The following is a 24,482-nucleotide window of genomic DNA, read 5'->3' as shown; positions in this document are numbered from 1 at the left end:
CGCGCTTTGAGGAAAGTCGACCCCGTCAAGCATGAGCAGAAGCGCGAGGAGATTCTCCACGCGGCGATCCGCTGCTTCGCCAGGGACGGCTTTCGCGGGGCCAGCACGACGGACATCTGCGCCGAAGCCGGGATCAGCCCCGGCCACCTCTATCACTACTTCGCGAGCAAGCAGGCGATCATCGAGGCGATGATCGACCTGGGTCTTGCGTACGCGGCCGAACGGCTAGAAAGGATTCTGGCTGCCCCCGACGTGATCGAGGCGCTGCTTACCGACATCGAGGAAACCTGCCTGCGGCTCCGCCCGACCCAGGTCCTCAACATGGATGGCCTCGCGGAGGCCGCCCGCAATCCGGAATTCGCCAAGATCATCCAACGGCACACCAATGCGTTCCGCCACCTGTGGGCTGACTTCCTGCGCCGGGCGCAAGACCAGGGGCGGGTCGATTTAGGGCTGGACCCGGATACGACGGCGAACGTCCTGATCGCCATCATCGACGGATCCCGCGCCATGCCGATTCGCAATCCCAAGCTGGATATCAAGCAGAGCGCCGCGCATCTCAGAACGATGCTCGTCCGCTTCCTGAGCCCGCCCGACACACAGAGCGTCGCGATCAAGCATCCCAATCAGAAGGCCAGTCGTCCCCTCAAGCTGGTCAAGAAGCGGTAGGTCGGTCCGCGGATCGACCGTGGCGCGCGATCAACTGATCGGCGACGTCGTTGAGGTCATCACCAACGATCTGCGGCTGCGGACCAACACCGAGGACGTCGTTGCCGACGCGCCTGATCAGCGCCGCCTCCCAGCCCGCTGCCACCGCACCGAGCGTGTCCCAGGTGTGGCAGGCGATGAGACAGAACTGCGAGGGTTTTGCGCCGAGCTCGCGCTCGACATAGCCATAGGCCTCACGCGACGGCTTGTGATGCTTGACGCCGTCGGCGCTGAAACGCCGCTCGAACAGATCGACAATGCCGCCATGCGTGAGCTGCCGCGTTTGCACCTCGAGCAGATTGTCGGTCAGCGTGAACAGGCGGAAGCCGGCGTCGCGCAGCTTGCGCAACGCCGCAGGAACCTCGGGATGCGGCGGCATCGTCGAAAACCGCTCGGTCAGCTCCTTTTTGTCGCGCTCATCGATCCGGATGCCTTTTGTATCCGCCAGCATCTTCATCACGGCAGCGCCGATGTCGGTGAACGGGACATAACAGCCGGCGACCGTGAGGGCCGAGGAATAGAGGATGAAATTGGCGAACCACAGGCGCATCGCGTCCTTGTCGCCGAAGATGCGCGCGAAGGTCGGCTCCATCGTCTCGAGGTCGAGCAGCGTCTCGTTGACGTCGAAAACGATCAGGGGAAGATCAGCCATGGTGTTGGAGTCCTTGTTGTCAGGTCCGCTGTCGCCCCCGGCCCTGTCACTGCCTGCTCTTGAGCCTGCTCCGATGCGCGGCCTGCTTGGCGCGGTTGCCGCAGACCGCCATGATGCACCACCGTCGCGCGCGCCTGCGGGTGTGGTCGGCGAACAGCATCGTGCAGCTGTGGCCCTCGCACGCCTTCACGTCCGAAAAGTCCTCGTCGCAGACAAATTTTGCCATCGCTTCGCCGACCGGCAGCAGCAGGGATTCGGGCGATCGCCAGCGCCGCATCCTTTGCAGCGCAAGACCATCACCACCCTCGCCATGACGTGGCGTGATCTGCCGGAACATCTCGTCGCGTTCCAGCAGGCTGTTCAGCGGACCGAGTTCTTGCAGCGCCTTCGCCGTGAGCGGCCGGCCGGCATGCTTGCGAACAAAACCTCTGAACCACTCGCGTAAGGCGCGCGCCTGATCCGCGACCTCATCGAGCTCGCCCGGCAAGGCGCGCCCTTTCATCGCGTCGAGCTCGTCAGAAGGAACGAGCCTCGCCTGGGCCAGCCAGTCGATCAGGCCCTCGCCGTCGTCGATCCAGTCGACGGGCGTATCGACCGGCGTCGCGATCGAATTGAGGAAATCGAGACCGAGTGAGTCGGCAATGAACATGGCAGGCGGTCTGTTTGGCACGCGCGGCTCCCCAGCCAGACGGAATGGGCTTCACATAACCTGTAAACTGACTATTGACAAGTTACTACGACCGAAATAACCTGATTATAGTAATTAGACAGGTTATGTATGGAGATAGAAATGGCCAAAAGCGATGTGACGGTGGTCCTGGCCCACGGCGCGTGGGCGGATGGATCGAGCTGGGCGCATGTCATCACCGCGCTCGAGGCCGAGGGGATCAAGGCGCAGGCGGCGCCATTGCCGCTGACCTCTCTCGCCGACGATGTCGCGGCCCTCAACCGCAGCCTGGATCGCACAGAAGGCCAGATCGTGCTTGCCGGACACGCCTATGCCGGTGCGGTGATTGCGCTCGCACGGCCTGCGCGCGTGAAAGCACTGGTCTACGTCGCGGCCCTTGCCCCCGACGAGGGCGAGAAGGTTGCGGACGTGTTTTATCGCCTTCCGCCGCATCAGCAGGCGCCGAAACTCGCACCCGACGACAATGGACTGATCTGGCTGCCTGAGGATGCCTTCGCGACGGCCTTTGCGCAGAACGCTTCGGTGGAGGATCGCGCCGTGCTCGCAGCCGTGCAGCGGCCGATCTCGCTGAACTGCATCACGGTGCAAGTCGGCCGCCCGCTTTGGAAGGACGTCCCGAGCTGGTTCCTGATCGCCGAGCAGGACCGCATGATCGTGCCGGACACGCAGCGCTATATGGCGGAGCGCATGAAGGCAAACATCCGCGCCCTGCCTGTTGATCACACGCCCAGCGTCACCGCGCCCACGGCCGTCACCGACATCATTCGCGACGCGGTCCGCGCCGTAAGCGGTAATTAAAGCCGCCTGCGGCACCGGCGTTGCGTCAGCACCGAATCCAATCTTCTCAAGGCAACCACATCAGCTACCAATCACGGAGACTGTCATGACCTCCACCAGATATCGCACGGCCGACATCGATGGCTTCAATGTGTTCTATCGCGAGGCCGGACCTGTCGGCGCGCCGAAGCTCCTGCTGCTGCACGGCTTCCCGAGCGCAGGCCACATGTTCCGCGACCTCATCCCGCTGCTCGCCGACAAATTCCACATCGTTGCGCCCGATCTTCCCGGCTTCGGCCAGTCCGACATGCCCTCACGCGACACCTTCAACTACACCTTCGACAACATCGCGCGCGTGATCGAGCGCTTCACCGAAGTGATCGGATTCGATCGTTTTGCGGTCTACGTCTTCGACTATGGCGCGCCGACCGGCTTCCGGCTTGCGCTCAGCCATCCCGAGCGGATCACGGCCATCATCTCGCAGAACGGCAACGCCTATGAGGACGGGCTGAGCGACGGCTGGACTCCGATCAAAGCCTATTGGCAGGACCCGTCGCCGGCCAACCGCGATGCGTTGCGCGCCTTCCTCACGCCGGAGACGACGCGCTGGCAATACACGCATGGCGTACCCGATCCGAGCCTGGTGTCGCCGGACGGCCAGAATCTCGACAATTTCTATCTGGCGCGCCCGGGCTCGGATGACGTGCAGCTCGACTTAATGGGCGACTACAAGAGCAACGTCGCGCTCTATCCGTCATTCCAAAACTACTTCCGCACACACAAGCCGCCGTTCCTCGCGGTCTGGGGCAAGAACGATCCCTTCTTCATTCCGCCCGGCGCCGAAGCCTTCAAGCGCGACAATCCCAACGCGGTGGTGCAGTTCTTCGACACCGGTCATTTCGCCCTGGAAACGCATGCAACGGAGATCGCGGCGAGCATTCGCGATGTCCTGGGCCAGCTCCGGTAGGGCGAGGAGATCACCATGACGAGACCCGTCGCCATCGTCACCGGCGCTAGCTCGGGGATCGGCAGGGCCACCGCGGTTCGGCTCGCGCGGGACTTCGGCGTAGTCGTCATCACGGCGCGCAGCGGCGAGAAGCTACAAGAGGCCGGCCGCGAGATCGCGGCGGCCGGCGCCGAGCCGCTGGCGCTCGACGTCGACCTGATGGACTCCGCCTCGGCGGAAGCCGTTGTGACCCGGACGCTGGACCGCTTTGGCCGCATCGATGCGCTGGTTAATGTCGCCGGCGCAGTCCCCGGGCTCGACTTGTTCGAAATGACGGACGCGCAGTGGGATGCGGGCATGGCGCTGAAGTTTCACGGCGCGCGCCGGCTGACCATCCGCGCCTGGGAGGCCCTGAAGCAGGCCGAGGGAAGCGTTGTCTTCATGTCCGGCAATGCCGCGGTGATTCCGAAGCCGGCGGCTGCGGCCGTCGGAGCGATCAACGCGGCGATCGAAGCGCTGGCCAAGGCGTTCGCGGAGCGCGGCATCGCGGACGGCGTCCAGGTCAACAGCATCTCGCCCGGCGCGATCATGACCGGCCGCCGGTTGTCGATGCTGGAGCGGATCGCCGCGTCTCGAAACGTCACGCTCGACGACGCCAAACGACATGTTCTCAGCCAGGCCGGCATCGGCCGCTTCGGCGAGCCCCAAGAGATCGCCGACCTTACCGCATTCGCCGTCTCGCCCGCCGCGCGCTGGATGACCGGCACGGTGCTGCGCATGGACGGCGGCGAGGTGAAATCGGTGTGAGGAGATGAAACTGGCGCTGCATCGGGGCCGAGGACGGCCGCCCTACTCCGCCGGAGCGTAAATCCTCGCCGCGTCCTCCAGCGCCCCTTGCTGATCGCGAAACGCGCTGATCGCCATGTGGACGAGATGCAGCTTGCCTTTCACCGCCGGCGATATGTCGAACGGATAGGCGTCGTTCATCCCGAGCGACCGGTTGAGCTCGTTGATGCCGCGGGAGAGCGGCGTCCACAATGCCAGCAGCGCTTCGAAGTCGCTCTCGAAATAGGGATCCGTCAGGGTCTGCCGGGCGCGCTCGTCCAGCGACAGCGGCAAGCCTGCCAGCGAGTCGAGCGTCGACACGATGTGGAGAAAATGCGCGAAGGTTTCGGCCCAATCCTCCCAGGGATGGGACGTGGCGTACTCGCTGATGAAGCCCATCCGATCGTACGAACGATCGGTGCGGCTGTAGTAGCCGCGTATCGCAGCTTGATAGTCCTGCGTCTCGTCACCAAAGATCAGCCGGAACGGCGCCCGGAAATTCGTGCTGTCGACGAGAACGTCCCAGTAGAAGTGACCGATCTCATGGCGGAAGTGCCCGAGCAACGTGCGATACGGCTCCCGAAACGACACCCTGCGCGCCTCACGCTCGACGTCGTCGGCTTCTGCGAGGTTGAGCGTGATGAGGCCTGACAGGTGCCCGGTCAGGATCGAATTCGTCTCGTCCGAGAGAATGTCGAAGGCCACGCGCGCGCCGCTGCGCGACACGAGCGGCAGCCGCAGACGGCTGAGGTCATAGAGAAGACGGCGCTTGGCTCCCTCCACGCGTCGCCAAAGCAGGACGTTTCTGGAGCTGCCGAGGTTCGGGATCGTTCGCGTCAGACGGCAGGCGTCGCAGTACCACTCCGATCCGTCGACGGACCAGTTACAGCCGATGATGTCGCGGTTGCTGCAGGGGCGTTTGAAGTCGAGCGATGTCATGCCAATGCACGAGGAATCGAACGCCAACTGGCTGCCGCAGTTCGCACATTCGATCTGCTCGAACGAGACAGGTTGCCGGCACGACGGGCACTGGAATTCTCTCATGCGTCAGCCCCAAACAGAAATCGCGATAGCCGATTGTCAGCCAGGTCTTGTCGGCAGCTAGGTTTTGGAAACGTCGCGATTGATCTTCTTGCCGGCCAGTAAAGCACGCTGTGTCCGGAGCGCGCGCTCCCTCAGCCGACTGGCCCACGTTGCGTTCAATCGCTTCAACCGCGACCACGGCTTCTTCGCAGGCGCAGTTTCGGCAACCGGCTGACCTGCCCAAGCGCGCTCAGGCTGAACTGCCATTGGGCCGGCGTTTGGTCTCTCCGTCATGGAGTAACAACACCCGATCGAGACGCGGGTTCCTCTTCGTCTCACCCGGCATTTTGCTAGCGGTGCTCCGCGGGTGCTCGATCGCACACCGGAACGGGCGCGAGGAACCTTTGCCTAATTTTCCCGTTGGCACCGCGATTGATAAGCTGAGGAGATCAAGATGAAAAAGCTGGTTTTGGCATGTGCCCTCGCGGTTGCCGCCGCCACCGCTGCTCATGCAGCAACGACCACCATGAAATCGGGGCCGACGGAAAGCTGGACGGTGACCAACTACTACAAACAGGCCGTCTACGATCCCAAGGAAAGCAAGATCGGCGATATCGATGACGTGCTGGTCGACAAGTCCGGCAAAATCACCGGCCTCGTTCTCGGCGTCGGAGGCTTCCTGGGCGTCGGCGAAAAGGACGTCATCATTCCCTTCAGCGCAGTCAAGACCGCCAAGAAGAACGACAAATGGTGGCTGACGGTCGAGGAGACCAAAGACACGCTCAAGGACGCACCGGGCTTCAAATATGACAAGGCGAGCACGACCTGGGTGCCCGAGAAGAAATAAATCGTCGTTCCCGATGATGTCTTGGAGGGCATGCCGCTCACGCGGCGTGCCCCTTTTCATGTTTGACGCACGACGACGAGCCGCGAGGAGAACTGGCTCGACTTGCAGATACGACAATGCCGCCGTCGGCAGGACGGCGGCATCATCGGTTCAGCCGTTTCCGGCGGAAGCTTCAGTTGCGGCCCGGAGCCGTTGCCGCTGCTGAACGCGCAGCCCGTGGCGCGCCAGGCTCGGCCACCGGCGCAGGCCCGCGCGAACGCGCGATCGCGGCATCGATCTCGGCGATCACGCGGCGCTGGATCGCTTCGTTCTTGTCGATGGTGATGTGGCCGACGCCGCTGCCGCGCACGTCGACGTTGTCGAGCTTGCCACGAAGACCGGTCGCGGCCCGTACCGGCTCACCCGGACCGTCGCCGATATAGATGTTGATGTAGCGTTCGGCGCCGGTCGACAGCCTGGTCTTGAACACGGAGTCGAGCCCGATCGCGAGCTTCACGGGAACGCCGAGCTGGTTGAGCTTGGCGATCATGTCGGGCAGCGCGGTCGCGCCCGATGAGTGCCCGACCAGCACGATGGTCTTGAGCCGGCCGGCCTTGTAGTTCGCCGCCGCCTCATTGGCGAGCGAGGACCAGGAGACGAAGTTTGCGACCGTCACCGGGATGCCCTGCGCCTCGAGCCTTGCACCGATGGTGTCGAGCCCGAGCGAGAAGATGTTGAGCACGCCGCGGAGCAGATAGACATGGGTCGTCGCGGCGGCCTGGCTCGGCGCCGCCTTGGCGGTGGTCGGGCTCATGGCAACAGTTGACAGCAGGAGCAGGCAGATCGCCCACGCGCGGAGGGTGGACAACTGGCTGGCGCCGGCTGCGTAACGGCCGTTCGGTCTCATCGATCTTTTCCCTGGGGACACTTAGCAATTGGTCGGAATCGTAGCCATGGCCTGCTCGCAGACGCAACAAAGAGCCGCGTGAGCGACAATCTTAGCCGCAGCCCGTGACCATCGCGCAACACTTGCCCGAAACCTGCCACCTAAGGGCCTGTTTTGAGACCATTTTTCTCTCGGCAATTGCGACCGGGCAAGGGCATTCCTATTTCAGGGCTCCGCTGGTCTCCGCCCGACAGGGTGCGGGTTCCAGCGCCTCCCTCCCCACCCCCTACCGGCCATCATGTCCCCCATCATCTCTGTCGCCAATCTGTCGAAGACCTATGGGTCCGGCTTCAAGGCGCTCAAAAACGTCAATCTCGACATCAAGCGCGGCGAGATCTTCGCGCTGCTCGGCCCCAACGGCGCCGGCAAGACCACGCTGATCTCCATCGTCTGCGGCATCGCCAATCCGAGCGAGGGCAAGGTCCTGGTCGGCGGCGAGGACATCCGGACCTCCTACCGCAAGGCGCGCTCGCTGATCGGGCTGGTGCCGCAGGAATTGCACACCGACGCCTTCGAGAGCGTGTGGGCGACCGTGAGCTTCTCCCGCGGCCTGTTCGGCAAGCCGAAGAACCCGGCCCATATCGAGAAGGTGCTGAAAGACCTTTCGCTCTGGGACAAGAAAGACAACAAGATCATCACGCTCTCCGGCGGCATGAAGCGCCGCGTGATGATCGCGAAAGCGCTGTCGCACGAGCCGCAGATCCTGTTTCTGGACGAGCCGACCGCCGGCGTCGACGTCGAGCTGCGCAAGGGCATGTGGGAAGTCGTGCGCACCCTTCAGCAGTCCGGTGTCACCATCATCCTCACCACGCACTACATCGAGGAAGCTGAGGAGATGGCCGACCGCATCGGCGTCATCAACAAGGGCGAGATCGTGCTGGTCGAGGACAAGGCGACCTTGATGCAGAAGCTCGGCAAGAAACGGCTGACGTTGCATCTGCAAGGCAAGCTCAGCGCGCTGCCGGAGAGCCTCACCCACTACGAGCTCGACCTCTGCGACAGCGGCGCGACGCTGATCTACGACTACGACACCAAGGGCGAACGCACCGGCATCACCAGCCTGCTCAGCGATTTGCGCAACGCCGGCATCCGCTTCAACGATCTCGACACGACGCAATCGTCGCTCGAGGACATCTTCGTCGATCTCGTGAGGACGTCATGAACTACCGCGCTGTCCGCGCCATCTATCTGTTCGAAATGGCGCGCACCTGGCGCACGTTGCTGCAAAGCATCGTCTCGCCGGTGGTCTCGACCTCGCTCTATTTCGTGGTGTTTGGCGCCGCGATCGGCTCGCGCATCAGCCAGGTCGAGGGCGTCAGCTACGGCACCTTTATCGTGCCGGGCCTGATCATGCTGTCGGTGCTGACGCAGAGCATCACGAATGCCTCGTTCGGCATCTACTTCCCGAAATTCGTCGGCACGATCTACGAGATCCTGTCAGCGCCGATCTCCTATGTCGAGATCGTGCTCGGCTATGTCGGCGCGGCCGCGACCAAGTCGATCATTTTGGGCCTCATCATCCTGGCGACAGCCGGCATGTTCGTGCCGCTGCACATCCAGCATCCGGTTTGGATGCTGGTCTTCCTGGTGCTGACGGCTGTCACCTTCAGCCTGTTCGGCTTCATCATCGGCATCTGGGCCGACGGGTTCGAAAAACTCCAGATGATCCCGATGCTGGTGGTGACGCCGCTGACCTTCCTCGGCGGCAGCTTCTATTCCGTCGACATGCTCCCGCCGGCCTGGCGCACCGTGACGCTGTTCAACCCGGTCGTCTATTTGATCTCCGGCTTCCGCTGGAGCTTTTACGAGATCGCGGATGTCAGCATATTCGTCAGCTTCGGCATGACCGTGGCGTTCCTGGCGATCTGCCTGGGCGCAATCTGGTGGATTTTCCGGACGGGATATCGGCTGAAGAACTGACCTTCAGCGTCATTCCGGGGCGCCAAGAGGCGCGCCCCGGAATGACCACCGGTCGTCAATAGCAACGGAAATGGTGGTAGCCGTCATAGTAGCCGCGGCAACGGCGGTGGCCGTGATAGGGAATGCCCAAGATGCCATCCACGGCGCCGACGGCTCCGCCGACACCGGCACCGACGACACCACCGACCGCGCCGCCCACGGGGCCGGCGATACGGTTGCCTTCATAAGTACCTTCCTGGGCACCGCGGACGATGCCCTGGGCGTGGCCAGGTTGCGGCAAGCTAGCCAGGGCCAGAAGGACGGCGGCGCCGGCGAAAAGCAGGCGGGTCCGGAAGCCCACCGGCAGTTGCGCGGCGGCGATACGAGCTTTGTTCATCTTGGGTCCCCAGGGGTAAATGACGGCCGGAGCCGCCTGTCGAGGTAGGTGATGAACAACGCCCGGGGCAGCCAAATGGTTGCGCCTTTGTGACGAATTGTCGGCGTTGTGAACGCACCCTGCTCGCGAAAATGTCAGCACCGCCGCAGGCGGCGCGGCACAAAGCAGCCTTGCTTACGCCCGGCATCACGTTAACGATGGGCGGGCAGACCGCTGGAACGAAAGCCGGATTGCAGGCATAGTGCGCGCCGGGGGACGGAGAGCCGCGGCGCTTGCGTGAACAGGCCGGAGGCCAGACGTCAGATGCGTTCCTTTTTCATTGCTTTCACTTCCTTGATGCTTTTGAGCGCGGGCAGCGCGCAGGCCAAGGTCGACATTACCGTCGACAAGGACAATCAGCAGATGACCGTCGTGGTCGACGGCATCACGCGCTACCACTGGCCGGTGTCGACCGGCATCCCGTCGCGCGAGACGCCGAACGGCGCGTTCCGCGCCTTCCGCATGGAAGAGGATCACTACTCCAAGGAATTCGACGACGCGCCGATGCCGCACTCGATCTTCTTCACCAAGGTCGGGCACGCCATCCACGGCACCGACTCGGTCGGACGATTGGGTACGCCCGCCTCGCATGGCTGCGTGCGGCTGTCGCGCCAGAACGCCACCACGCTTTATGCGCTGGTGCAGGAGCAGGGCGTGCTCAACACCTCGGTGACGCTGACTGGCTCGGCGCAGGTGGCGCTGGCCCGCAATCCGCGCGGCCGCACCACCAACGCGGTGGCCCGCGGCCCGCAGCCGGCCGAAGAGCAGCAGCAGTACGCCACCACTGGCGATCCCGTGAATCTGACGCCGCCGGCGCAGCCCGCCCGGCGCTACATGCCGCAGGATGACAATTACATCTATCCCGCTGACGGCAGCGACACCGGCGCGCGCTATCCGGCGCCGCGCCCTGTCAATCGCGCCTATGGTGCGCAGGTCTACCAGCAGCAGCCGCAGCAGCAACCATCTTACGACCAGGGCTACGGTCAGCAGGGCTATTACTATCAGCAGCAACAACCCCGGCAGTATTATCAGCCGCGCGGCTACTACCAGAACTGACGCTATTATTTGAGCATGATCTCCGCGCAAACGCGTTCCGCGTTTGTCGCGAGGGAAAACCGCTCCACACTTTTCCGAATCATGCTCTATCTGAACGCGGCGTCGCCGCGTTCGACGATTTTTCGTGCAGCATCGACAAAAGCGCGCGCGACCGGCTCGAGGATCTTGGGCCCGGTCGCGCCGAGATCATCTGCCGGCGTATGGAACGTATGATGGCGACCGGCCATGCCGAGGAAATTGGCGTAGCCCGCTGCATGCACGTCGCGCAGCTCGCCGACCGCCTGCTTCTCCGTCACCAGACGTTTTGCCGCGACGGCGACGAAGGCCTCGTCGGTCAACGTGACCGCCGACTTGCTCAGCACGAGATAGCGCTCCTCTTCAGCCCGGTCAGTGCGGGCCCCCTCCGCAACCGCGTAGCAGGCGTTCGACGAGCCGAAATGGATCCAGGCCAGCGTGTCCTTTGGCGCGGGCGCGCCATCCTTCAAGAACAACTCCATGCCGCCATGGCCGATCTCATGGCCGGCAGTGGCGATAAAGACGAAATGCGCCGGCCATTTTTCCGCGGCGACCGTGCGTGCCAGCGCAAGGAAATTGGCGATGCCGGGGCCGCGCTCGCAGACGCAAGTGTACCAGCCGGTCATCGGTGTGGAGACGACGATGGTCGGCCCGCGGCCGATGCCGGTCTCGGCGATGACGTTGCGGCCTGAAACGTTGCGCTCGTAATGGCCCGCAACATCGAAGGTCACCGGCGCACCTGACGCCAGCGCACGCTCGAATGTCGCCCGCGCCTTGGCGCCGACCACCATCACCGGCACCGGCCAGGGCGCGTCCTCCTGCGTGACATTGTAGGCGAAGCGGTCGTCGGCGGGATTGCCGATCATCAGCAGGATGGCGGCGGGCTTCCTAGCCGCGGCCTCGGCGATCGCCGTGCGATGGGCAGGACCGAGATAGGCGCCGCGATCAAACGGCAGCTCGATCCTGAGAACCTTTCCCGCGACATCGCCGTCGCGCGCCAGCGGGGCGGAGAGATGGAAGCTGGCCTTGTCCTCCGGCGGCCACCAGAACGGCGTCGCCTCGACGCTGATGCCGACGGCTTCAGCGCTGGCTCGCTCGACGACATATTGCCGGCCGAGCACGACGGGCTGGAATTTGATCGCAAAGCCGGCAGCCGAAAGCTCGCCGGCGATCCAGTCAGCAGTCGCACGGTCACCCAGCGAGCCGAAGCGGTGCAGGCCGAAGGAGGCGTAGCGCGCCACATCTTCATAGAGGCTCGCGCCCGACAAAACATCCTTGGCTGCCGCTTGTCCGATCATCAAAGCCACCACCGTCGCGATGAGGATATGCCGGATGTGAATCGCTCCCGGGACCTTCTTTGAGCGACAGTTTCGGCCTTCCGCAGCCGCCGTCAACCGCCCTCGCCGACCAGCACGAACGGCGCCCAGATGGCCGGATCGGCGTTGCGCGGTGACGACCGGTCGGCGATCAGAGCCTTCATCGATCGCCTCAGCGCCTCGGCACGGCCGATGCCGGGATGTGCGGTGAGCTCGGAGAAGGCGCCCGTGGTCAGGCGCACCGCCGCGTCGGAATCAACCGGCCAATGCGAGACCAGCAGCGCTCGCGCGCCGGCGTAGAAGAAGGCGCGCGCAAGGCCGGACAGGCCTTCCGCACCCGGCCTGTCTCCGGCGGCGGTGTTGCACGCAGAGAGGACCGCCCAGTCGGCATCGAGCCTGAGCTTTGCGATACGGCTTGCGGTGAGCAGGCCGTCATCATCGCTGGTCGGCCGGTCCGGCAGCGTGAGCACGAGCGCGGGCTCGCTGAGGCCGTTGACCTCGCCGGCGACGAGGCCGTGGGTGGCGAAATCGACGACGCGGTATTGATCGAGCGGAAGCAGGCTGACGTTTGTCACGGTCGCGGCCGTACCGAGCTTGACGTCGTCCTGTGGCGAAGCGCCGAGCGCACGCGCCACGGCCTGGAGCTCGCCTGCGGTCTCCGGCAGCGCGGGCAGACCCGTGCGCAGACGCTCGAGATCGACGGCGGAGCCGTCATAGTAGTTCTGGTAGGGCTGCACGCTCCGCCCTGGGCGCTTGTCGCCGGACGACCGCTGCAACACCGGATCGCCAAAGCCGATGAACGGCCTTTGGGCGCGCGAATCCCTGGCAAAACTGCGTAGCGCCCGCAGGCTCGGCACTGACGGCAGCACCGTGATGGCGCGCTCATTGAGCAGCCACGCCGCCTGCCGATAGCGATCGGCGGACGCCATGTCAGACTTTTTCGTCACCAGCACCTGAAACGGCAGGCTGGTCAGCGCGCCGGCCGGGACGACCAGCAGTTTCGGCTTACCGCCGATGTCGCCCAATATCGGACCGAACAGCGTCGTGTAGAGTTCGAAGGACGCATCGAGGTCGAACGACGATTTTGCGGCTTCCGGATCGGTGAGCCCTTGCCGCAAATGCGCGACGCGGTCATTGAGCTCGCGGCTGCCGAGCGCGATCTGGCGCAACGCGCTTGCCTCGCGCGTTATCGCGAACGCATAAGTCTTGTCGCCCAGCACGATGAACGCCAGCAGCGCCTCGTCGGACTTCAGCAGCCCCTGCGTTTGCGCAATCGACAGCGGTTGCGGACTGGACAATTCGGCATAGGCCGGAAAACTGCGGTCAAGCTGCGCCGAAACATCGTCGAGCGATTTCTGCGTTTGCGCCGTCTGCACACGCAGGCTCGCGATCAGCGTGTCGTTGCGCTTTCCATCCGCCTGCCCGAGCTCCGAGGTCACGCGCTTGTCGAGCGTCTCGAGGCTCGCCTTCAGATCTTGCTGCCGCCGCACCAGTCCCGCGATCGCATCATTGCCCGCGCCGAACCGCGCCGCCATCTGGGACAGAGCCGCGCCCGCACTTGTCTCATGCGCGCGCTGCGCGGCGCCGAAGGCTTCGTCCTTTGCCGCATTGTCCGGCTTGCCGTCGGAGACGCGCCAGATCGCATCGATCAGCCAGGGATCGAGCTCGGGAAAACGAATGAACTGCACATTCTGCTGCGCGTTGAGCGCGGTGGCGGCGAGCCGCAACCGTGCCAGGCTGTCCAGCCATTTGCCTTCGCGGCGGTCGGCATCGGCGAGGTTGATCAGCGTGGCGATGGTGTCATGATGGCGCGGCCCGAGCCGGTCCCGCGCGATCGCGAGCGCACGGTCGAGCTGGCTGCGCGCATCCGCCATGTTGCCGGTCTTGAGGTCGAGCAGCGCGATCGCGCGCAGGTCCTTGACGAGCTGCGGATGCCTGCCGCCGAGGGCGCGCTCGTCAATCTCGAGGCTCCGGACCAGGTACAGCCGCGCCTCATCCGTCTGGCCCGCGTCCCTCAGAGCCTGTCCGAGCGATCCTGCCGCCAGCGCGGTCGGGCCACTGCCCTCGCCAAACTTGCGCTCCATCACGACCAGCGACCGCCGGTAGAGATCGAGCGCCTGTGCGTTGCGTCCCATATCTGCGTAACTATTCGCAAGATTGTTGAGGGCCCGCCCGACATCGGGGCTCTCGGGACCAAACGCCTTCTCGTAGATGGCGAGCACGCGCTCCTGGAGGCCTGCTGCCGCTTCGTTCCTGCCCTGAGCTGAGTAGACATTGGCGAGATTGTTGAGCCCGATCGCCGTGGTCGGATGATTGGAGCCGAAGATCCGCTCATAGGCCTGAAGCGTCTGCTGGTAGAGCTTTTCGGCCTCGGCGTAGCGTCCCTCGTGCTCCAGCACGGTTGCAAGATTGCCCATGGTGCCCGCGACATTCGGATGAGCATCACCGTTCCGCATCCGCGTGATCGCGAGCGAACGGCGCATTGCCGCCTCGGCATCAGGCAATCGCCCGGCATCCAGATAGAGGTTGCCGAGATCATTGAGCATCTTGTCGTAGTTCGGCGCAGTCTCGGCGTTCTTGCCAAAGCTGCGGTCGAACAGATCAAGTGCCTGCTTCAACATACTCTCGCCGTCGTCGAAGCGCCCAAGCAGTCCGTAGACATCGCCGAGATCGTCCATGGCGGATGCGACATCGATCGGGGACGAATTGGCGGCCTGCAGGCCGGCCAACGCCCGCTCGAAATAGCGGACGGACTCCCCCAAATTCTCCTTGTCGCGCGCGAGCCCGCCAAGCGACGACAGCGTGTCGGAGAGACGGACGTCGTTGGCCCCGAAAGCGCTGGTGCCGAGCGCCAGCGCCCGCTCGGCCACGGCTGTCGCCTCCGCCCGGTGATCGAGCATGCCGAGCGATGCCGCCAGGACGTTCGAGGTGCGCAGGGTCGAGGCGACGTCATTGTTGCGCAGCTTGATGGCAAGCGCCGCATTGAGCTTGTCGACGGCCTCCGGCAAGCGGCCAAGATTATGGAGGAACATGCCCTCGTTATGCAGCACCCCGGCATAGTTCATGTTGTCCGTGCCCTGCCGGCGGCGCACCAGGTTTTCCAGCTTTTGGGCCGCAGCGAGCCCGTCGGCCCAACGTCCGGCTTGAGTCGCCGCGTTGACCTGTGCAACCAGCGAATCAAAATCGTTGCCGCGCTGGGCGGAGGCCGCTCCGGACAGCAGGAGCAGAATCAGAAACGCAGCAAACAAGCGGGCGCGGTTCATGCGAAAATCCCGTCACGCGCGTCAAATTGCAATTTTAGGAGGATACGGGCGGCCGCGGCCCCTGTCGACCACGGGAAATCGCGTCATCTGTGCACGAATTGAGTAGCCGGCGACGCCGGAAAGCAACAGTCCCCAACCTTCAACGCTGCGGCGTTCCGGCCAAATTGACAACCTCGGGGTCGCCCGTATTGTCGTTCCAATTGTTTCTGGGAAGCAACATGACACGCGAGCAGATTTCGGATTTCTGCGTTACTGCGCTAGCCAATATCCTGCGCATTTCGACGGACCGGGTCGACACCGGCACAAAATTCAACCGTCTCGGCCTCGATTCGGCGATGCTCGTCTACCTCATGATGGACCTCGAGGAAAAGCTCGACCTCGAACTGTCGACGGACGACTTCTACGATCACCCTACCGTTGAGGCGCTGTCGCGATTTCTCGCCGACAAGCGCGCCATCCGCTCCGCCGCCTGAGAGCGACTGAGATCGGCGCAACCCAAATGGACACTTTCCGCTCGCTCGTGGCTCTGCTGGCCCGGCGTGCGGCGGACCAGGGCGACGATCGCGCCTATGTCTTCGTCTCCGATCGCGGGACGGAGGAAGCGGCCCTCACCTTCCGCCAATTGCACGACGCCTCACGTGCGCTGGCGTCGCACCTGACCGCGGCTGCGCAGCCCGGCGACCGCGCCATCCTGGTGTTTCCACCCGGCATCGAATTCATGGTGGCGTTCTTCGGCTGCCTGATGGCTGGAATTATCGCCGTGCCGATGATGATGCCGCGGCGAAACAGCGCCCGTGACGCCAGCGCCGCAATCCTCGCAAATTGCACGTCGGCGCTCGCGCTGACGACCACCGCATTCGCGATGCGCGGTGATCTGCAGGCGCGCTTCGCGCAGGAAACTATCCGGTGGATCGAAGTCGACCTCGCCACAGCGGCCGGCGCGACGGTCGACTTGCAAGAGCCTGCGTCCGACGACATCGCGTTCCTGCAATACACCTCCGGTTCGACCTCTGATCCGAAGGGCGCAATCGTGAGCCATGCCAATCTGCTCGCCAATCTCGAGATGATCCGGCTGGCGCTCGGCAACACCAGGCAATCAACCTATGTCAACTGGGTGCCGCTCTATCACGACATGGGGTTGATCCTGAACGCGCTGCAAGCGCTCTATGTCGGTGCGACCTGTGTGCTGATGGCGCCGAACGCGTTCATGCAGCGTCCGCTCGGCTGGCTGCGCGCGATCTCCCATTATCGTGCTGAAGTGGCGTGCAGCCCGAATTTCGGCTTCGACCTCTGCGTCAGCCGCTACCGCGCCGATCAGATGGATGGCGTCGACCTGTCCTCGCTCAAAATCGCGCTCAATGGCGCCGAGCCGGTGCATGCGGACACCATCGAACGGTTCGCCGCGACATTTGCGCCGCATGGATTCGATCCGCGCGCGATGTATCCTGCCTATGGCATGGCGGAGGCGACGCTTCTGATCTCCGGAGGGAAACGCGGCGGAGGTCACATCACGCGCAGTGTCAGCCGCGCGGCGCTTCAGGCGCATGTGGCGGAGGCGCCGACCGATCCGGACGATGCGCAGGTTCTGGTCGGCTGCGGCCGCGCACTCTCTGGCGAGCGGATCGCCATCGTCGAGCCGGACAGCCGCGAACGGGTTGCCATCGACCGCATCGGCGAGATCTGGGTCACCGGCGCGAATGCCGCGCGCGCCTATTGGCGCAACGATACGGCGACGCGCGAGGGACTCAACGCCGCGATTGCCGGCGAAGACAGCCCGTGGCTGCGCACCGGCGATCTCGGCTTCCTCGATGCCGACGGCGAATTGTTTGTCACCGGGCGGATCAAGGACCTCATCATCATCCGCGGCATCAACCATTATCCGCAGGACATCGAGCGCACGGTGCAGGCGCTCAACGAAGGCTTGCGCGAAAACTGCGGCGCGGCGTTCTCGGTGCCGGACGAGACCGGAGAGGAAACCCTCGTCATCGTCCAGGAGGTCGAACGTACAGCACGGCACACCATCGACACCGCCGAGATCAAGGGCCGAATACGCGAGGCCATCGCCGACAGCCACGAGCTCTCTGCGCGCCACATCGCGCTGATCCGTCCCGGCACACTGCCGAAGACCACCAGCGGCAAGATCCAGCGCAAGCTGGCGCGCGGGCTCTGGCTCGACGGTGGCTTCGAGGACATCGGCTGATCGTCAGAAGTTGATCTGCGCCGCCTCGCCGTCGCGCAAGCTGGCCGCGATACCCTGCTCGAGCTTGCGCGCAATGATCGCCCGGTAATGGATGAGATCGACGAAATTGGCGGGGTCGCGCGTGAGCGCATTATCGAGGCGATAGTCGATCAGATTGCTGTTGGGTCGGCCGCTGATGATGGACCGATACGCCGTCTTGCAGGCCTCATGGCGCGCGGCTTCGCGGCTGCGGGACGGGGGCACGATGGCGTAGAAGGTCGGCGGCATCAGCAGTACGACCGGTGCATCGCGGGGAAGTCTTGCGATCGCGCTTGCCAGCATGACTGCATAAGGAAAAGTATCAGTGATCTTGCCGTCGAACGGCGCCGCCCTGGCGGGCTCCGCGGCGGCCGGATGTTTCGCGCCGGGTGGCCACACCTCCTCATAGCTCCAATAGCCGTCAGGGCGGATCGGCTTGCGCGAGCCGCGACCGATGGCGATGCGCTGGACGACGCGATCGAGCGCAGGCCATGTGAAGAGATGACCGAGATAGCGGAGCGCGCCGGCTTCATAGAGCCAGTACGGGAACGCATCTTGCGGCAACGGCGGCAAGTCGTTCGCGCACCAGGGCTGGTCGATCACGACGACGAGGGCGCCGATGGTCGTGTGCTGCCCAGCGAAGAAATCAAGGATTGCGAGGTCGCCGCGCGGGTCCGCGCCCGGCGCGACGAGCTGCACGAAGCGCTTGCCCGTCGCCTTGTCGAGCTCAGCCGGTTGCAGCAACTGCCCGGTGGAATTGCCCAGAATGGCGGAATCGAATTGCGGATCGCGGGCCCGGCTGGCATTGGCGGTCCAGGGATTGCGATCATTCACGCCGGCGATGCCGAACCACCCGAACCGGCCGCTGTCGTAGGGATCGACCGACATCACGACGGCGGCGATCAGCGCGGCGCCCAGTGCAAGCGCGCCGAAACAGGCGGCGAGGCAGCGGCCCCATTCGACTGACGTGTCAGAACTTGAAATAGACGAACTCATGGAGCCCCCCTTCCCCGATCTGGATCAGCAAGGCGAGGATGCCGATCCCGAGCAGGCCCGCCAGCACAGCATTCGGCTTGCGGGTGAAAAACGCCACGATGTCCTGGCTCGCCGGCAACAGGAATGCGACCAGCGGAGCCACCACCAGCGGCCACACCTGGCCGATGCGATCGAGCGGCAGCGGCTGGAGCAGCCCCGCGAACACATGCCAGGCGGCTTCAATCGATCCGGCGCGAAAAATCACGCCGGTCGCGAGCACAAACAGCACCGTCAGCGCCCAGCCGAGCCACGATGGAAAATCCGGCCCGTAGCGGCGCCACAACGCGCAGGCGACCAGCGCGAGGCCGTGCAGCACGCCCCACAGCACGAAGGCCCAGCTCGCGCCATGCCACAATCCGCACAGCGCCATGGTGATCAGCATTGCGCCAAAGAATTGCACCGGCAGCCAGCGCCGCGGCAGGAGGCGCAGATTGACCAGCGGATAGAACACATAGTCGCGCAAAAACAGCATCAGCGTGATGTGCCAGCGCTGCCAGAAATCCTGGATATTGGTCGAGCGCAGCGGCGCATTGAAATTGTAGGGGAGCTGCACGCCGAACAGCAGGCCAAGCCCGATCGCGATGTCGGAATAGCCGGAGAAGTCGAACAGGATCTGGAAGGAGAAGCAGAAAGCGAGCCAGGCATCGCCGCTCGCGAGCGGCCCGCTCGCGGCCTGCGTGTAGATAGGATCGAGCAGATGCGCGATGTTGTCGGCGATCACGACCTTCTCGAACAGGCCGATCGCGATGAAGCAGGTCGCGATGCAGAACTGGCGCTGCCAGCCCGGCACGTAGACCTGCCTGCCGAACTGGTGCATCACCTCCGACCAGCGCGCCAGAGGGCCGGCGATCGCCTGCGGGAAGAAGGCGATGTAGAGCGCGTAGCGGTCGAGCGCATAGAGCGGCGCCTTGCCGCGCTTCAGGTCGACCAGATACATGATGTGGTGAAAGGTGAAGAAGGAGATGCCGAGCGGCAGCCCGATGTCGAGCGGCGGCAGCGTCGTGCCGAGCAAGAGGGCGAGGTTGGCCAGCACAAAGTTCGCGTATTTGAACAGCGCCAGCACGCCGATATCGAGCACGATCACGAGTGTCAGCACCGCCTTCCACTTCACCCGGCCATAGGCGACCGAGGCAAGCCAGTTGACCGCGATCGACGCGATCAGCAGCAGGATGAAGGAGGGGCTGCCCCAGGCGTAGAAGGCGAGCGACAGCGCGACCTGCACGCCAATGCGCAAATGTGGATATGGATCGACCAGGCGGTAGATCAGCAGCGCCGCCGGCAGGAAGACCAGGAGAAAGGGGTAGTCGTTGAACAGCATCGGTTCAAAGCCGCATCATCACCGGCACTTGCGCCGGTCGATGATGCTCAGCCCGTTTCGAGGTCGGGCGCGGCGTCGCCCGGCTGCGGTGACATGCGCCGCGCGATCTTCTCCTCGCTCGGCACCTTGACGTCCCAGGCAAGCCCAAGCGCCTCCAGCGCGCGGATGAAGATGAAGCCGGGATCGAACTCGAACCAGCGCAGGCCGAAGGCGGCCGAATACGGGAAGGCGTGATGGTTGTTGTGCCAGCCCTCGCCCCAGGCGAGCCAGGCCATCACGCCGAGATTCCTGCTGTTGTCATCACGCGTGACAAAGGGTTGCGCGCCAAACGTATGCATGATCGAGTTGATGGCGGACATGGTCTGCTCGACCACGAACATGCGGACCACGCCGCCCCAGAGCAGGCCCCCCAGCACACCCCACAGGCTCATCGTGGCGAGGCCGCCGATCGCGGCCGGCAGCAACAGGCCGAGCGCGACCCAAGTATAATAGTAGCTGTTGACCGCGACCAGCCTGCGGTCCGCCATCAAATCCGGCACGTAATGCGCGACGTTGGGGTAATCGTGCTCGATCATCCAGGTCAGGTGCGCATGCAGGAAGCCGCGCAGGCGACCGAACGCGCCATCGCCATGCAGACGCGGCGAATGCAGATCGCCGTCGTGATCCGACAGCTCGTGGTGGCGCCGATGCATTGCCGCCCAGGACAGCATCGGGCCGCGGCCGGCCATCGATCCCATGATGATCAGGATCGCGCTCATCGCGGACGAGGTGGCAAAAGCGCGATGGGTGAACAGGCGATGATAGCCGACGGTCAAACCAAGGCCAGTGATCAGCCAGAAGCCGAAGAACAGGCCGAGCTCGGTTACGCCGATCGGGTGACAGAGTAACAGGCCCAGCGCAACCAGCGTGCCGACGAAGGGCAGCACGTCGAATATGACAAAATGCCGCCGCTGCATCTTGTGAAAATGCCGGCTGCGAATGATGCGGTGATCGCGTTTCTGGTGCACGGGTGAGATTCCAAGGCGGCTATGAGTACATAACCGCCGGGCGAGCGCAACCCAAGCCGCCGCCCAAGGTTTCAACAGGCGCAAAAGCCTGTAGAATACGTCGGACACGCCAAGATGCGTTCAAATACCGCCCTTTTCGCTTGCCCTCCGAGCCGCCATGCCATCACGTGCTGCGACAATTTTGACCGTGCTCTCAGTTCTGATGGCGGGACGAGCTATGGGATTCGATCTCGAGGCGCATCGCGGCGGGCGGGCGCTGATGCCGGAAAACACCCTGCCGGCCTTCGCCAACGCACTGTCGATGGGCGTGGACACGCTGGAGCTCGATGTCGGCGTGACCGCGGACGGTGAGGTGGTCGTCTCGCATGAGCGCGGGCTCAATCCCGATCTCGCACGGGATGCGGCCGGCGCTTATGTCGCCGCGCCCGGCACGCCATTCGTGAAACTACGGTTCGCCGACGTCAGGAGCTACGACGTCGGCCAGCTTCGGCCGGACAGTGCCTATGCAAAACAATTCCCCGACCAGCGCGCCGTGGCGGGGACGCACATTCCCACCTTGCGCGAGGTGTTCGCGCTGGTGCGCAAGTCCGGCAACAGAAGCGTGCGTTTCAATATCGAGACCAAGATCGATCCCGACCATCCGGACGAATCTCTTGATCCCGAGGCCTTCGTCGCGAAGCTGCTCGGGGTGATCGAGGTCGAGAAATTCTCCGACCGCGTCATGATCCAGTCCTTCGACTGGCGGACGCTGCTACTTGTCCAGCAGCAAGCCCCGAAGATTCCGACCGTGTATCTGACGCTCCAGCGCGGCTCGGCACCGACCATCGTCCTCGACAAAGCCACCAACTGGACGGCGGGTTTCAGTCCGGCCGATCACGGCGGCTCACTGCCGCGAACGATCAAGGCCGCAGGAGGCGCGGTTTGGTCGCCCTATTTCGGCGATGTGACCGTGGCGCTCGTCACTGAAGCCCTCGCGCTCGGATTGCGCGTCGTGGTCTGGACGGTCAACAAGCCCGAAGACATTGCGCGCATGATCGAGACCGGCGTCGACGGCATCATCTCGGACCGCCCGGACCTGTTGCGACAGGTCGCGGGTGAGAAGGGGATTGCGCTGCCGGCGGGAACGCCGGTGGAGCCGTAAGAGTTACTGCTCCCCGTACCGCAAACGCCGATACAGCGCACCGAGAATGTTGGAATAGTCGTCGGTCCAGACCCGCACCTTCTCGTCCGCGTCGGTCTCCTCCCACTGCTTGGAGGAAGCGAGCTTGCCGACATCGGCCTCCTCACGCGCGGAGATGACGACATCGGTGGCGAAGATGTAGTCGGCGTCACGGCCCGAATCCTCGTCATAGACCCAGCTCTTGAGATCATTAGCATCGGCAATCCCGACCACGACGGGCTCGAGATCGAGATGACGGTTGGAGACATGCATCACCACGGCACCATGCGGGGCGAGCTTGTCCTTGTAGATCTTCATCGCCTCTTCGGTGGCGAGATGAATCGGAATCGCATCCGACGAATAGGCGTCGACGATAATGAGGTCGTAGACCCCGTCGGGCTCCTTGGCGAAGGTGAGGCGCGCATCGCCAATCACCGGCTTCAAATCCGGCAGGCAGCTCGAGATATAACGGAAATTCTTCGGGTCGCGCGCGGCATCGACCATGGACTGGTCGATCTCGAAGAATTTCCAGTCTTCGCCGGGCTCGGCGGCGCAGGCGAGCGTGCCCGATCCGACGCCGATGGCAGCGACCTTCAGCGGCGCGCCCTTGCGCTCGCGGATCGCGGTGATGGCCTGACCGATGCCGCCATCCTTGTGATAGTAGGTGATCGGCTCGGGCCGGCCGGTGACCGGCGTGCCGTCATTGTTGCGGAAGCGCTCGGCGCCGTGAATGGTGGTGCCGTGCATCAGCACGTGGAAATAGCCGCCCGGCGTCACCACGATCTTGTGCACGCCAAAGAAGCTGCGCACGGTGGTGACGCGGCCCTCGTCCGCCGGATAGATCCGGATCAATGCGAGCGCGAGCGCGACGGTGGCAAAGATCTTCCAGCGGCCTGCGTTGACCGCGATCGCAAGAAGTGCCGCGAGTACGCCGACGGCGCCGGCGACCCAGACGCGATGATCCTCGAACCAGGCCGAGAGATCGCCCGTCGTGTAGGACGGCACGACCAGCGCCACCGCGAGCGCGGCAAGCGCCAACCAGTACCATTTGACTATGCCGGCAAAACGCTCGTTCACTGAGGGCCGGCACAGCGCGGCCAACGCGACCAGGATCGGATATTCGGCGATCCAGGAGAAGGTGAAGGGCGCGACGAGGCCAGCAAACAGGCCGCCGATCATGCCGCCGAAGGACAGCGCGACATAGAAGCCGGTGAGATATTTTGAGGGCGGCCGGGTCCGCGCGAGTTCGCCATGGCAGGCCATGGCGATGACGAAGAAGCACAATTGGTGCCCGCCGAGCGTCAGCAGCAGATTCTGCTCGCCGCCGAAGGCGAGCAGGAAAATGACGCCCGCGATCGCGACCGGCTGGAGCATCAGCATCCATTTGTGCGGCAACAGCGGCCGCGACTGGAACACCACCACCCAGGTGAGCAAATACAGCGACAGCGGCAGCACCCACAAAAGCGGCGCCGCCGCGACGTCGGTCGAGATGTGCGCGGTCACGGCGATGAGGAGGCCGGACGGCACGGCAGCGAGGAAGATCCAGCGCAGCCGCGTCACCACACCCGGCGCCGGCGCATTCGCTTGCTCGGTTTGCGCGTCAACCACCGCCAGCTTCGGCGAACGCAACAGCAGCACGCCGCAGGCCGCGATCAAAAGGATCAAAAGGCCATAGCCCCCGGTCCAGAGCCGGTTCTGCGTGTGCAGCGTGAAGATCGGCTCCAGCAGGAACGGATAGGACAACAGCGCGAGGAAGCTGCCGATGTTCGACGAGGCATAAAGAAAATACGGATCGCGCCCATCGGGATGACCGGTGCGGACGAACCAGGCTTGCAGCAGCGGATTGTTGGCCGCCAGCGCGAAGAACGGCAGCCCGATCGACATCACGAACAGGCCGAGCAGCCAGAACGCGTAGCCGGACGCCGGTGGCTCGCCATAGGCGGTGGCAATGCCGAGCGGCAGCGTGACGAAGGCGACGATCAGCAACGCGAGATGGACCACGATGGGAACGACGCGGCTCTTGATCTGCATCAGCAGATGCGCATAGGCGTAACCGGCCAGCAGCAGCGACTGGAAGAACACCATCGCCACCGACCACACCGCCGGCGAGCCGCCGAGCCGCGGCAGCACCATTTTCGTGAACAGCGGCTGCACCGAGAACAGCAGCAGCGCACTGACGAAGATCGCGGCCGTATAGACCGTCAGCAGCAGCCGGTTGCGTGACGAGGACGGCTGCTCCGTGGCGGCGGGTTGCACGATCGAATCCATGGGAGCTCCGGCAGACAATCCCCGGCGGGCGCCGGGCGCGCGCAATGGAGCACAAGCCGCCTGAACGGGCAATAAATGGTCTCGTGATGTTGCCGCGCGAA

Annotated in this window: 22 protein-coding genes; 11 read left to right on the top strand and 11 right to left on the bottom strand. The window is 64.2% G+C overall.

Features of this window, described 5'->3' with window-relative positions:
* Positions 1 to 6: 6 nt before the first annotated feature.
* Positions 7 to 669 (top strand): TetR/AcrR family transcriptional regulator, encoded by a 663-nt coding sequence (locus tag UB31_RS20385; RefSeq protein WP_045012191.1) that lies wholly within the window; start codon positions 7 to 9, stop codon positions 667 to 669.
* Here UB31_RS20385 and UB31_RS20380 read toward each other — a convergent pair.
* The gene (locus UB31_RS20380) at positions 656 to 1,360 is read right to left on the bottom strand and encodes a haloacid dehalogenase type II (protein ID WP_045012190.1); all 705 of its coding nucleotides are present in this window, start codon (positions 1,358 to 1,360) and stop codon (positions 656 to 658) included. The genes UB31_RS20385 and UB31_RS20380 overlap by 14 nt on opposite strands.
* 46 nt (positions 1,361 to 1,406) lie before the next feature.
* On the bottom strand, positions 1,407 to 2,009 hold the full coding sequence (locus UB31_RS20375) for a CGNR zinc finger domain-containing protein (protein WP_045006157.1): 603 nt from the start codon (positions 2,007 to 2,009) through the stop codon (positions 1,407 to 1,409).
* 141 nt (positions 2,010 to 2,150) lie between these two features.
* Here UB31_RS20375 and UB31_RS20370 point away from each other — a divergent pair, with 141 nt between their 5' ends.
* From UB31_RS20370 to UB31_RS20360, 3 genes are all read left to right on the top strand, one after another.
* Complete coding sequence (locus UB31_RS20370; protein ID WP_045012189.1) at positions 2,151 to 2,846, top strand: alpha/beta fold hydrolase; 696 nt, start codon at positions 2,151 to 2,153, stop codon at positions 2,844 to 2,846.
* 85 nt (positions 2,847 to 2,931) lie between these two features.
* Positions 2,932 to 3,792 (top strand): alpha/beta fold hydrolase, encoded by an 861-nt coding sequence (locus UB31_RS20365; RefSeq protein WP_045012188.1) that lies wholly within the window; start codon positions 2,932 to 2,934, stop codon positions 3,790 to 3,792.
* Between the two features lie 15 nt (positions 3,793 to 3,807).
* Positions 3,808 to 4,578, top strand: coding sequence for an SDR family oxidoreductase (locus tag UB31_RS20360; protein ID WP_045012187.1), 771 nt, complete (start codon positions 3,808 to 3,810; stop codon positions 4,576 to 4,578).
* Positions 4,579 to 4,620: 42 nt separating this feature from the next.
* Here UB31_RS20360 and UB31_RS20355 read toward each other — a convergent pair whose 3' ends face one another.
* On the bottom strand, positions 4,621 to 5,640 hold the full coding sequence (locus tag UB31_RS20355) for a zinc-binding metallopeptidase family protein (protein WP_045012186.1): 1,020 nt from the start codon (positions 5,638 to 5,640) through the stop codon (positions 4,621 to 4,623).
* Positions 5,641 to 6,073: 433 nt separating this feature from the next.
* Between UB31_RS20355 and UB31_RS20350 the strand changes: the two genes are divergently transcribed.
* Positions 6,074 to 6,466 carry a PRC-barrel domain-containing protein gene (locus tag UB31_RS20350; RefSeq protein WP_045006153.1) on the top strand — a complete coding sequence of 131 codons (393 nt, stop codon included), beginning with the start codon at positions 6,074 to 6,076 and terminating at the stop codon, positions 6,464 to 6,466.
* 172 nt (positions 6,467 to 6,638) lie between these two features.
* On the opposite strand, the gene UB31_RS20345 is transcribed toward UB31_RS20350, so the two are convergent.
* Entirely contained in the window at positions 6,639 to 7,352 is a 714-nt protein-coding gene (locus UB31_RS20345) for a hypothetical protein (protein WP_045012185.1), read from the bottom strand.
* A gap of 277 nt (positions 7,353 to 7,629) precedes the next feature.
* Between UB31_RS20345 and UB31_RS20340 the strand changes: the two genes are divergently transcribed.
* Both UB31_RS20340 and UB31_RS20335 read left to right on the top strand, forming a co-directional pair.
* A complete protein-coding gene (locus tag UB31_RS20340; protein WP_045006151.1) occupies positions 7,630 to 8,553 on the top strand; it encodes an ABC transporter ATP-binding protein in 924 nt (307 codons plus the stop codon).
* Positions 8,550 to 9,311 (top strand): ABC transporter permease, encoded by a 762-nt coding sequence (locus UB31_RS20335; protein ID WP_045012184.1) that lies wholly within the window; start codon positions 8,550 to 8,552, stop codon positions 9,309 to 9,311. Before UB31_RS20340 ends, UB31_RS20335 begins: the two co-directional genes overlap by 4 nt.
* Positions 9,312 to 9,366: 55 nt before the next feature.
* Here UB31_RS20335 and UB31_RS40525 read toward each other — a convergent pair whose 3' ends face one another.
* Positions 9,367 to 9,687: a hypothetical protein gene (locus tag UB31_RS40525; protein WP_082078567.1), complete on the bottom strand. Its 321-nt coding sequence runs from the start codon at positions 9,685 to 9,687 to the stop codon at positions 9,367 to 9,369.
* 303 nt (positions 9,688 to 9,990) lie between these two features.
* Between UB31_RS40525 and UB31_RS20330 the strand changes: the two genes are divergently transcribed.
* Positions 9,991 to 10,782: a L,D-transpeptidase gene (locus UB31_RS20330; RefSeq protein WP_045012183.1), complete on the top strand. Its 792-nt coding sequence runs from the start codon at positions 9,991 to 9,993 to the stop codon at positions 10,780 to 10,782.
* Positions 10,783 to 10,868: 86 nt separating this feature from the next.
* Here UB31_RS20330 and UB31_RS20325 read toward each other — a convergent pair whose 3' ends face one another.
* The gene (locus tag UB31_RS20325; RefSeq protein ID WP_245306028.1) at positions 10,869 to 12,095 is read right to left on the bottom strand and encodes a hypothetical protein; all 1,227 of its coding nucleotides are present in this window, start codon (positions 12,093 to 12,095) and stop codon (positions 10,869 to 10,871) included.
* Positions 12,096 to 12,187: 92 nt separating this feature from the next.
* On the bottom strand, positions 12,188 to 15,376 hold the full coding sequence (locus UB31_RS20320; RefSeq protein WP_050044805.1) for a CHAT domain-containing tetratricopeptide repeat protein: 3,189 nt from the start codon (positions 15,374 to 15,376) through the stop codon (positions 12,188 to 12,190).
* A 218-nt stretch (positions 15,377 to 15,594) separates the two neighbouring features.
* Between UB31_RS20320 and UB31_RS20315 the strand changes: the two genes are divergently transcribed.
* A complete protein-coding gene (locus tag UB31_RS20315) occupies positions 15,595 to 15,849 on the top strand; it encodes an acyl carrier protein (protein ID WP_045006277.1) in 255 nt (84 codons plus the stop codon).
* A 26-nt stretch (positions 15,850 to 15,875) separates the two neighbouring features.
* On the top strand, positions 15,876 to 17,576 hold the full coding sequence (locus UB31_RS20310; protein WP_045012182.1) for a fatty acyl-AMP ligase: 1,701 nt from the start codon (positions 15,876 to 15,878) through the stop codon (positions 17,574 to 17,576).
* A gap of 3 nt (positions 17,577 to 17,579) precedes the next feature.
* Here UB31_RS20310 and UB31_RS20305 read toward each other — a convergent pair whose 3' ends face one another.
* Genes UB31_RS20305 through UB31_RS20295 form a run of 3 tightly spaced genes read right to left on the bottom strand, consistent with a single transcriptional unit; the run spans position 17,580 to position 20,954 of the window.
* On the bottom strand, positions 17,580 to 18,590 hold the full coding sequence (locus UB31_RS20305; RefSeq protein WP_045012181.1) for a hypothetical protein: 1,011 nt from the start codon (positions 18,588 to 18,590) through the stop codon (positions 17,580 to 17,582).
* Positions 18,565 to 19,947, bottom strand: a complete 1,383-nt coding sequence (locus tag UB31_RS20300) for an MBOAT family O-acyltransferase (protein ID WP_045012180.1) — start codon at positions 19,945 to 19,947, stop codon at positions 18,565 to 18,567. The genes UB31_RS20305 and UB31_RS20300 overlap by 26 nt, the downstream gene beginning before the upstream one ends.
* A 47-nt stretch (positions 19,948 to 19,994) precedes the next feature.
* The gene (locus UB31_RS20295) at positions 19,995 to 20,954 is read right to left on the bottom strand and encodes an acyl-CoA desaturase (protein ID WP_245306027.1); all 960 of its coding nucleotides are present in this window, start codon (positions 20,952 to 20,954) and stop codon (positions 19,995 to 19,997) included.
* 157 nt (positions 20,955 to 21,111) lie between these two features.
* Here UB31_RS20295 and UB31_RS20290 point away from each other — a divergent pair, with 157 nt between their 5' ends.
* Entirely contained in the window at positions 21,112 to 22,095 is a 984-nt protein-coding gene (locus UB31_RS20290) for a glycerophosphodiester phosphodiesterase (RefSeq protein ID WP_045012179.1), read from the top strand.
* A 3-nt stretch (positions 22,096 to 22,098) separates the two neighbouring features.
* On the opposite strand, the gene UB31_RS20285 is transcribed toward UB31_RS20290, so the two are convergent.
* Complete coding sequence (locus UB31_RS20285) at positions 22,099 to 24,381, bottom strand: fused MFS/spermidine synthase (protein ID WP_045012178.1); 2,283 nt, start codon at positions 24,379 to 24,381, stop codon at positions 22,099 to 22,101.
* Positions 24,382 to 24,482 lie beyond the last annotated feature (101 nt).

The organism is Bradyrhizobium sp. LTSP849, assembly GCF_000938255.1.
In the GTDB taxonomy this organism is placed as follows: domain Bacteria; phylum Pseudomonadota; class Alphaproteobacteria; order Rhizobiales; family Xanthobacteraceae; genus Bradyrhizobium.
The sequence above is the reverse complement of the archived record's forward strand: the minus strand, read 5'-3'. Positions and strand labels throughout refer to the sequence as shown.

What these genes read in the sequence shown, in the direction of transcription:
- UB31_RS20380 (WP_045012190.1), bottom strand. Translation starts at nt 1,360, where the DNA reads ATGGCTGATCTTCCCCTGATCGTTTTCGACGTCAACGAGACGCTGCTC.
- UB31_RS20375 (WP_045006157.1), bottom strand. Translation starts at nt 2,009, where the DNA reads ATGTTCATTGCCGACTCACTCGGTCTCGATTTCCTCAATTCGATCGCG.
- UB31_RS20370 (WP_045012189.1), top strand. Translation starts at nt 2,151, where the DNA reads ATGGCCAAAAGCGATGTGACGGTGGTCCTGGCCCACGGCGCGTGGGCG.
- UB31_RS20365 (WP_045012188.1), top strand. Translation starts at nt 2,932, where the DNA reads ATGACCTCCACCAGATATCGCACGGCCGACATCGATGGCTTCAATGTG.
- UB31_RS20360 (WP_045012187.1), top strand. Translation starts at nt 3,808, where the DNA reads ATGACGAGACCCGTCGCCATCGTCACCGGCGCTAGCTCGGGGATCGGC.
- UB31_RS20355 (WP_045012186.1), bottom strand. Translation starts at nt 5,640, where the DNA reads ATGAGAGAATTCCAGTGCCCGTCGTGCCGGCAACCTGTCTCGTTCGAG.
- UB31_RS20350 (WP_045006153.1), top strand. Translation starts at nt 6,074, where the DNA reads ATGAAAAAGCTGGTTTTGGCATGTGCCCTCGCGGTTGCCGCCGCCACC.
- UB31_RS20345 (WP_045012185.1), bottom strand. Translation starts at nt 7,352, where the DNA reads ATGAGACCGAACGGCCGTTACGCAGCCGGCGCCAGCCAGTTGTCCACC.
- UB31_RS20340 (WP_045006151.1), top strand. Translation starts at nt 7,630, where the DNA reads ATGTCCCCCATCATCTCTGTCGCCAATCTGTCGAAGACCTATGGGTCC.
- UB31_RS20335 (WP_045012184.1), top strand. Translation starts at nt 8,550, where the DNA reads ATGAACTACCGCGCTGTCCGCGCCATCTATCTGTTCGAAATGGCGCGC.
- UB31_RS40525 (WP_082078567.1), bottom strand. Translation starts at nt 9,687, where the DNA reads ATGAACAAAGCTCGTATCGCCGCCGCGCAACTGCCGGTGGGCTTCCGG.
- UB31_RS20330 (WP_045012183.1), top strand. Translation starts at nt 9,991, where the DNA reads ATGCGTTCCTTTTTCATTGCTTTCACTTCCTTGATGCTTTTGAGCGCG.
- UB31_RS20325 (WP_245306028.1), bottom strand. Translation starts at nt 12,095, where the DNA reads ATGATCGGACAAGCGGCAGCCAAGGATGTTTTGTCGGGCGCGAGCCTC.
- UB31_RS20320 (WP_050044805.1), bottom strand. Translation starts at nt 15,376, where the DNA reads ATGAACCGCGCCCGCTTGTTTGCTGCGTTTCTGATTCTGCTCCTGCTG.
- UB31_RS20315 (WP_045006277.1), top strand. Translation starts at nt 15,595, where the DNA reads ATGACACGCGAGCAGATTTCGGATTTCTGCGTTACTGCGCTAGCCAAT.
- UB31_RS20310 (WP_045012182.1), top strand. Translation starts at nt 15,876, where the DNA reads ATGGACACTTTCCGCTCGCTCGTGGCTCTGCTGGCCCGGCGTGCGGCG.
- UB31_RS20305 (WP_045012181.1), bottom strand. Translation starts at nt 18,590, where the DNA reads ATGAGTTCGTCTATTTCAAGTTCTGACACGTCAGTCGAATGGGGCCGC.
- UB31_RS20300 (WP_045012180.1), bottom strand. Translation starts at nt 19,947, where the DNA reads ATGCTGTTCAACGACTACCCCTTTCTCCTGGTCTTCCTGCCGGCGGCG.
- UB31_RS20290 (WP_045012179.1), top strand. Translation starts at nt 21,112, where the DNA reads ATGCCATCACGTGCTGCGACAATTTTGACCGTGCTCTCAGTTCTGATG.
- UB31_RS20285 (WP_045012178.1), bottom strand. Translation starts at nt 24,381, where the DNA reads ATGGATTCGATCGTGCAACCCGCCGCCACGGAGCAGCCGTCCTCGTCA.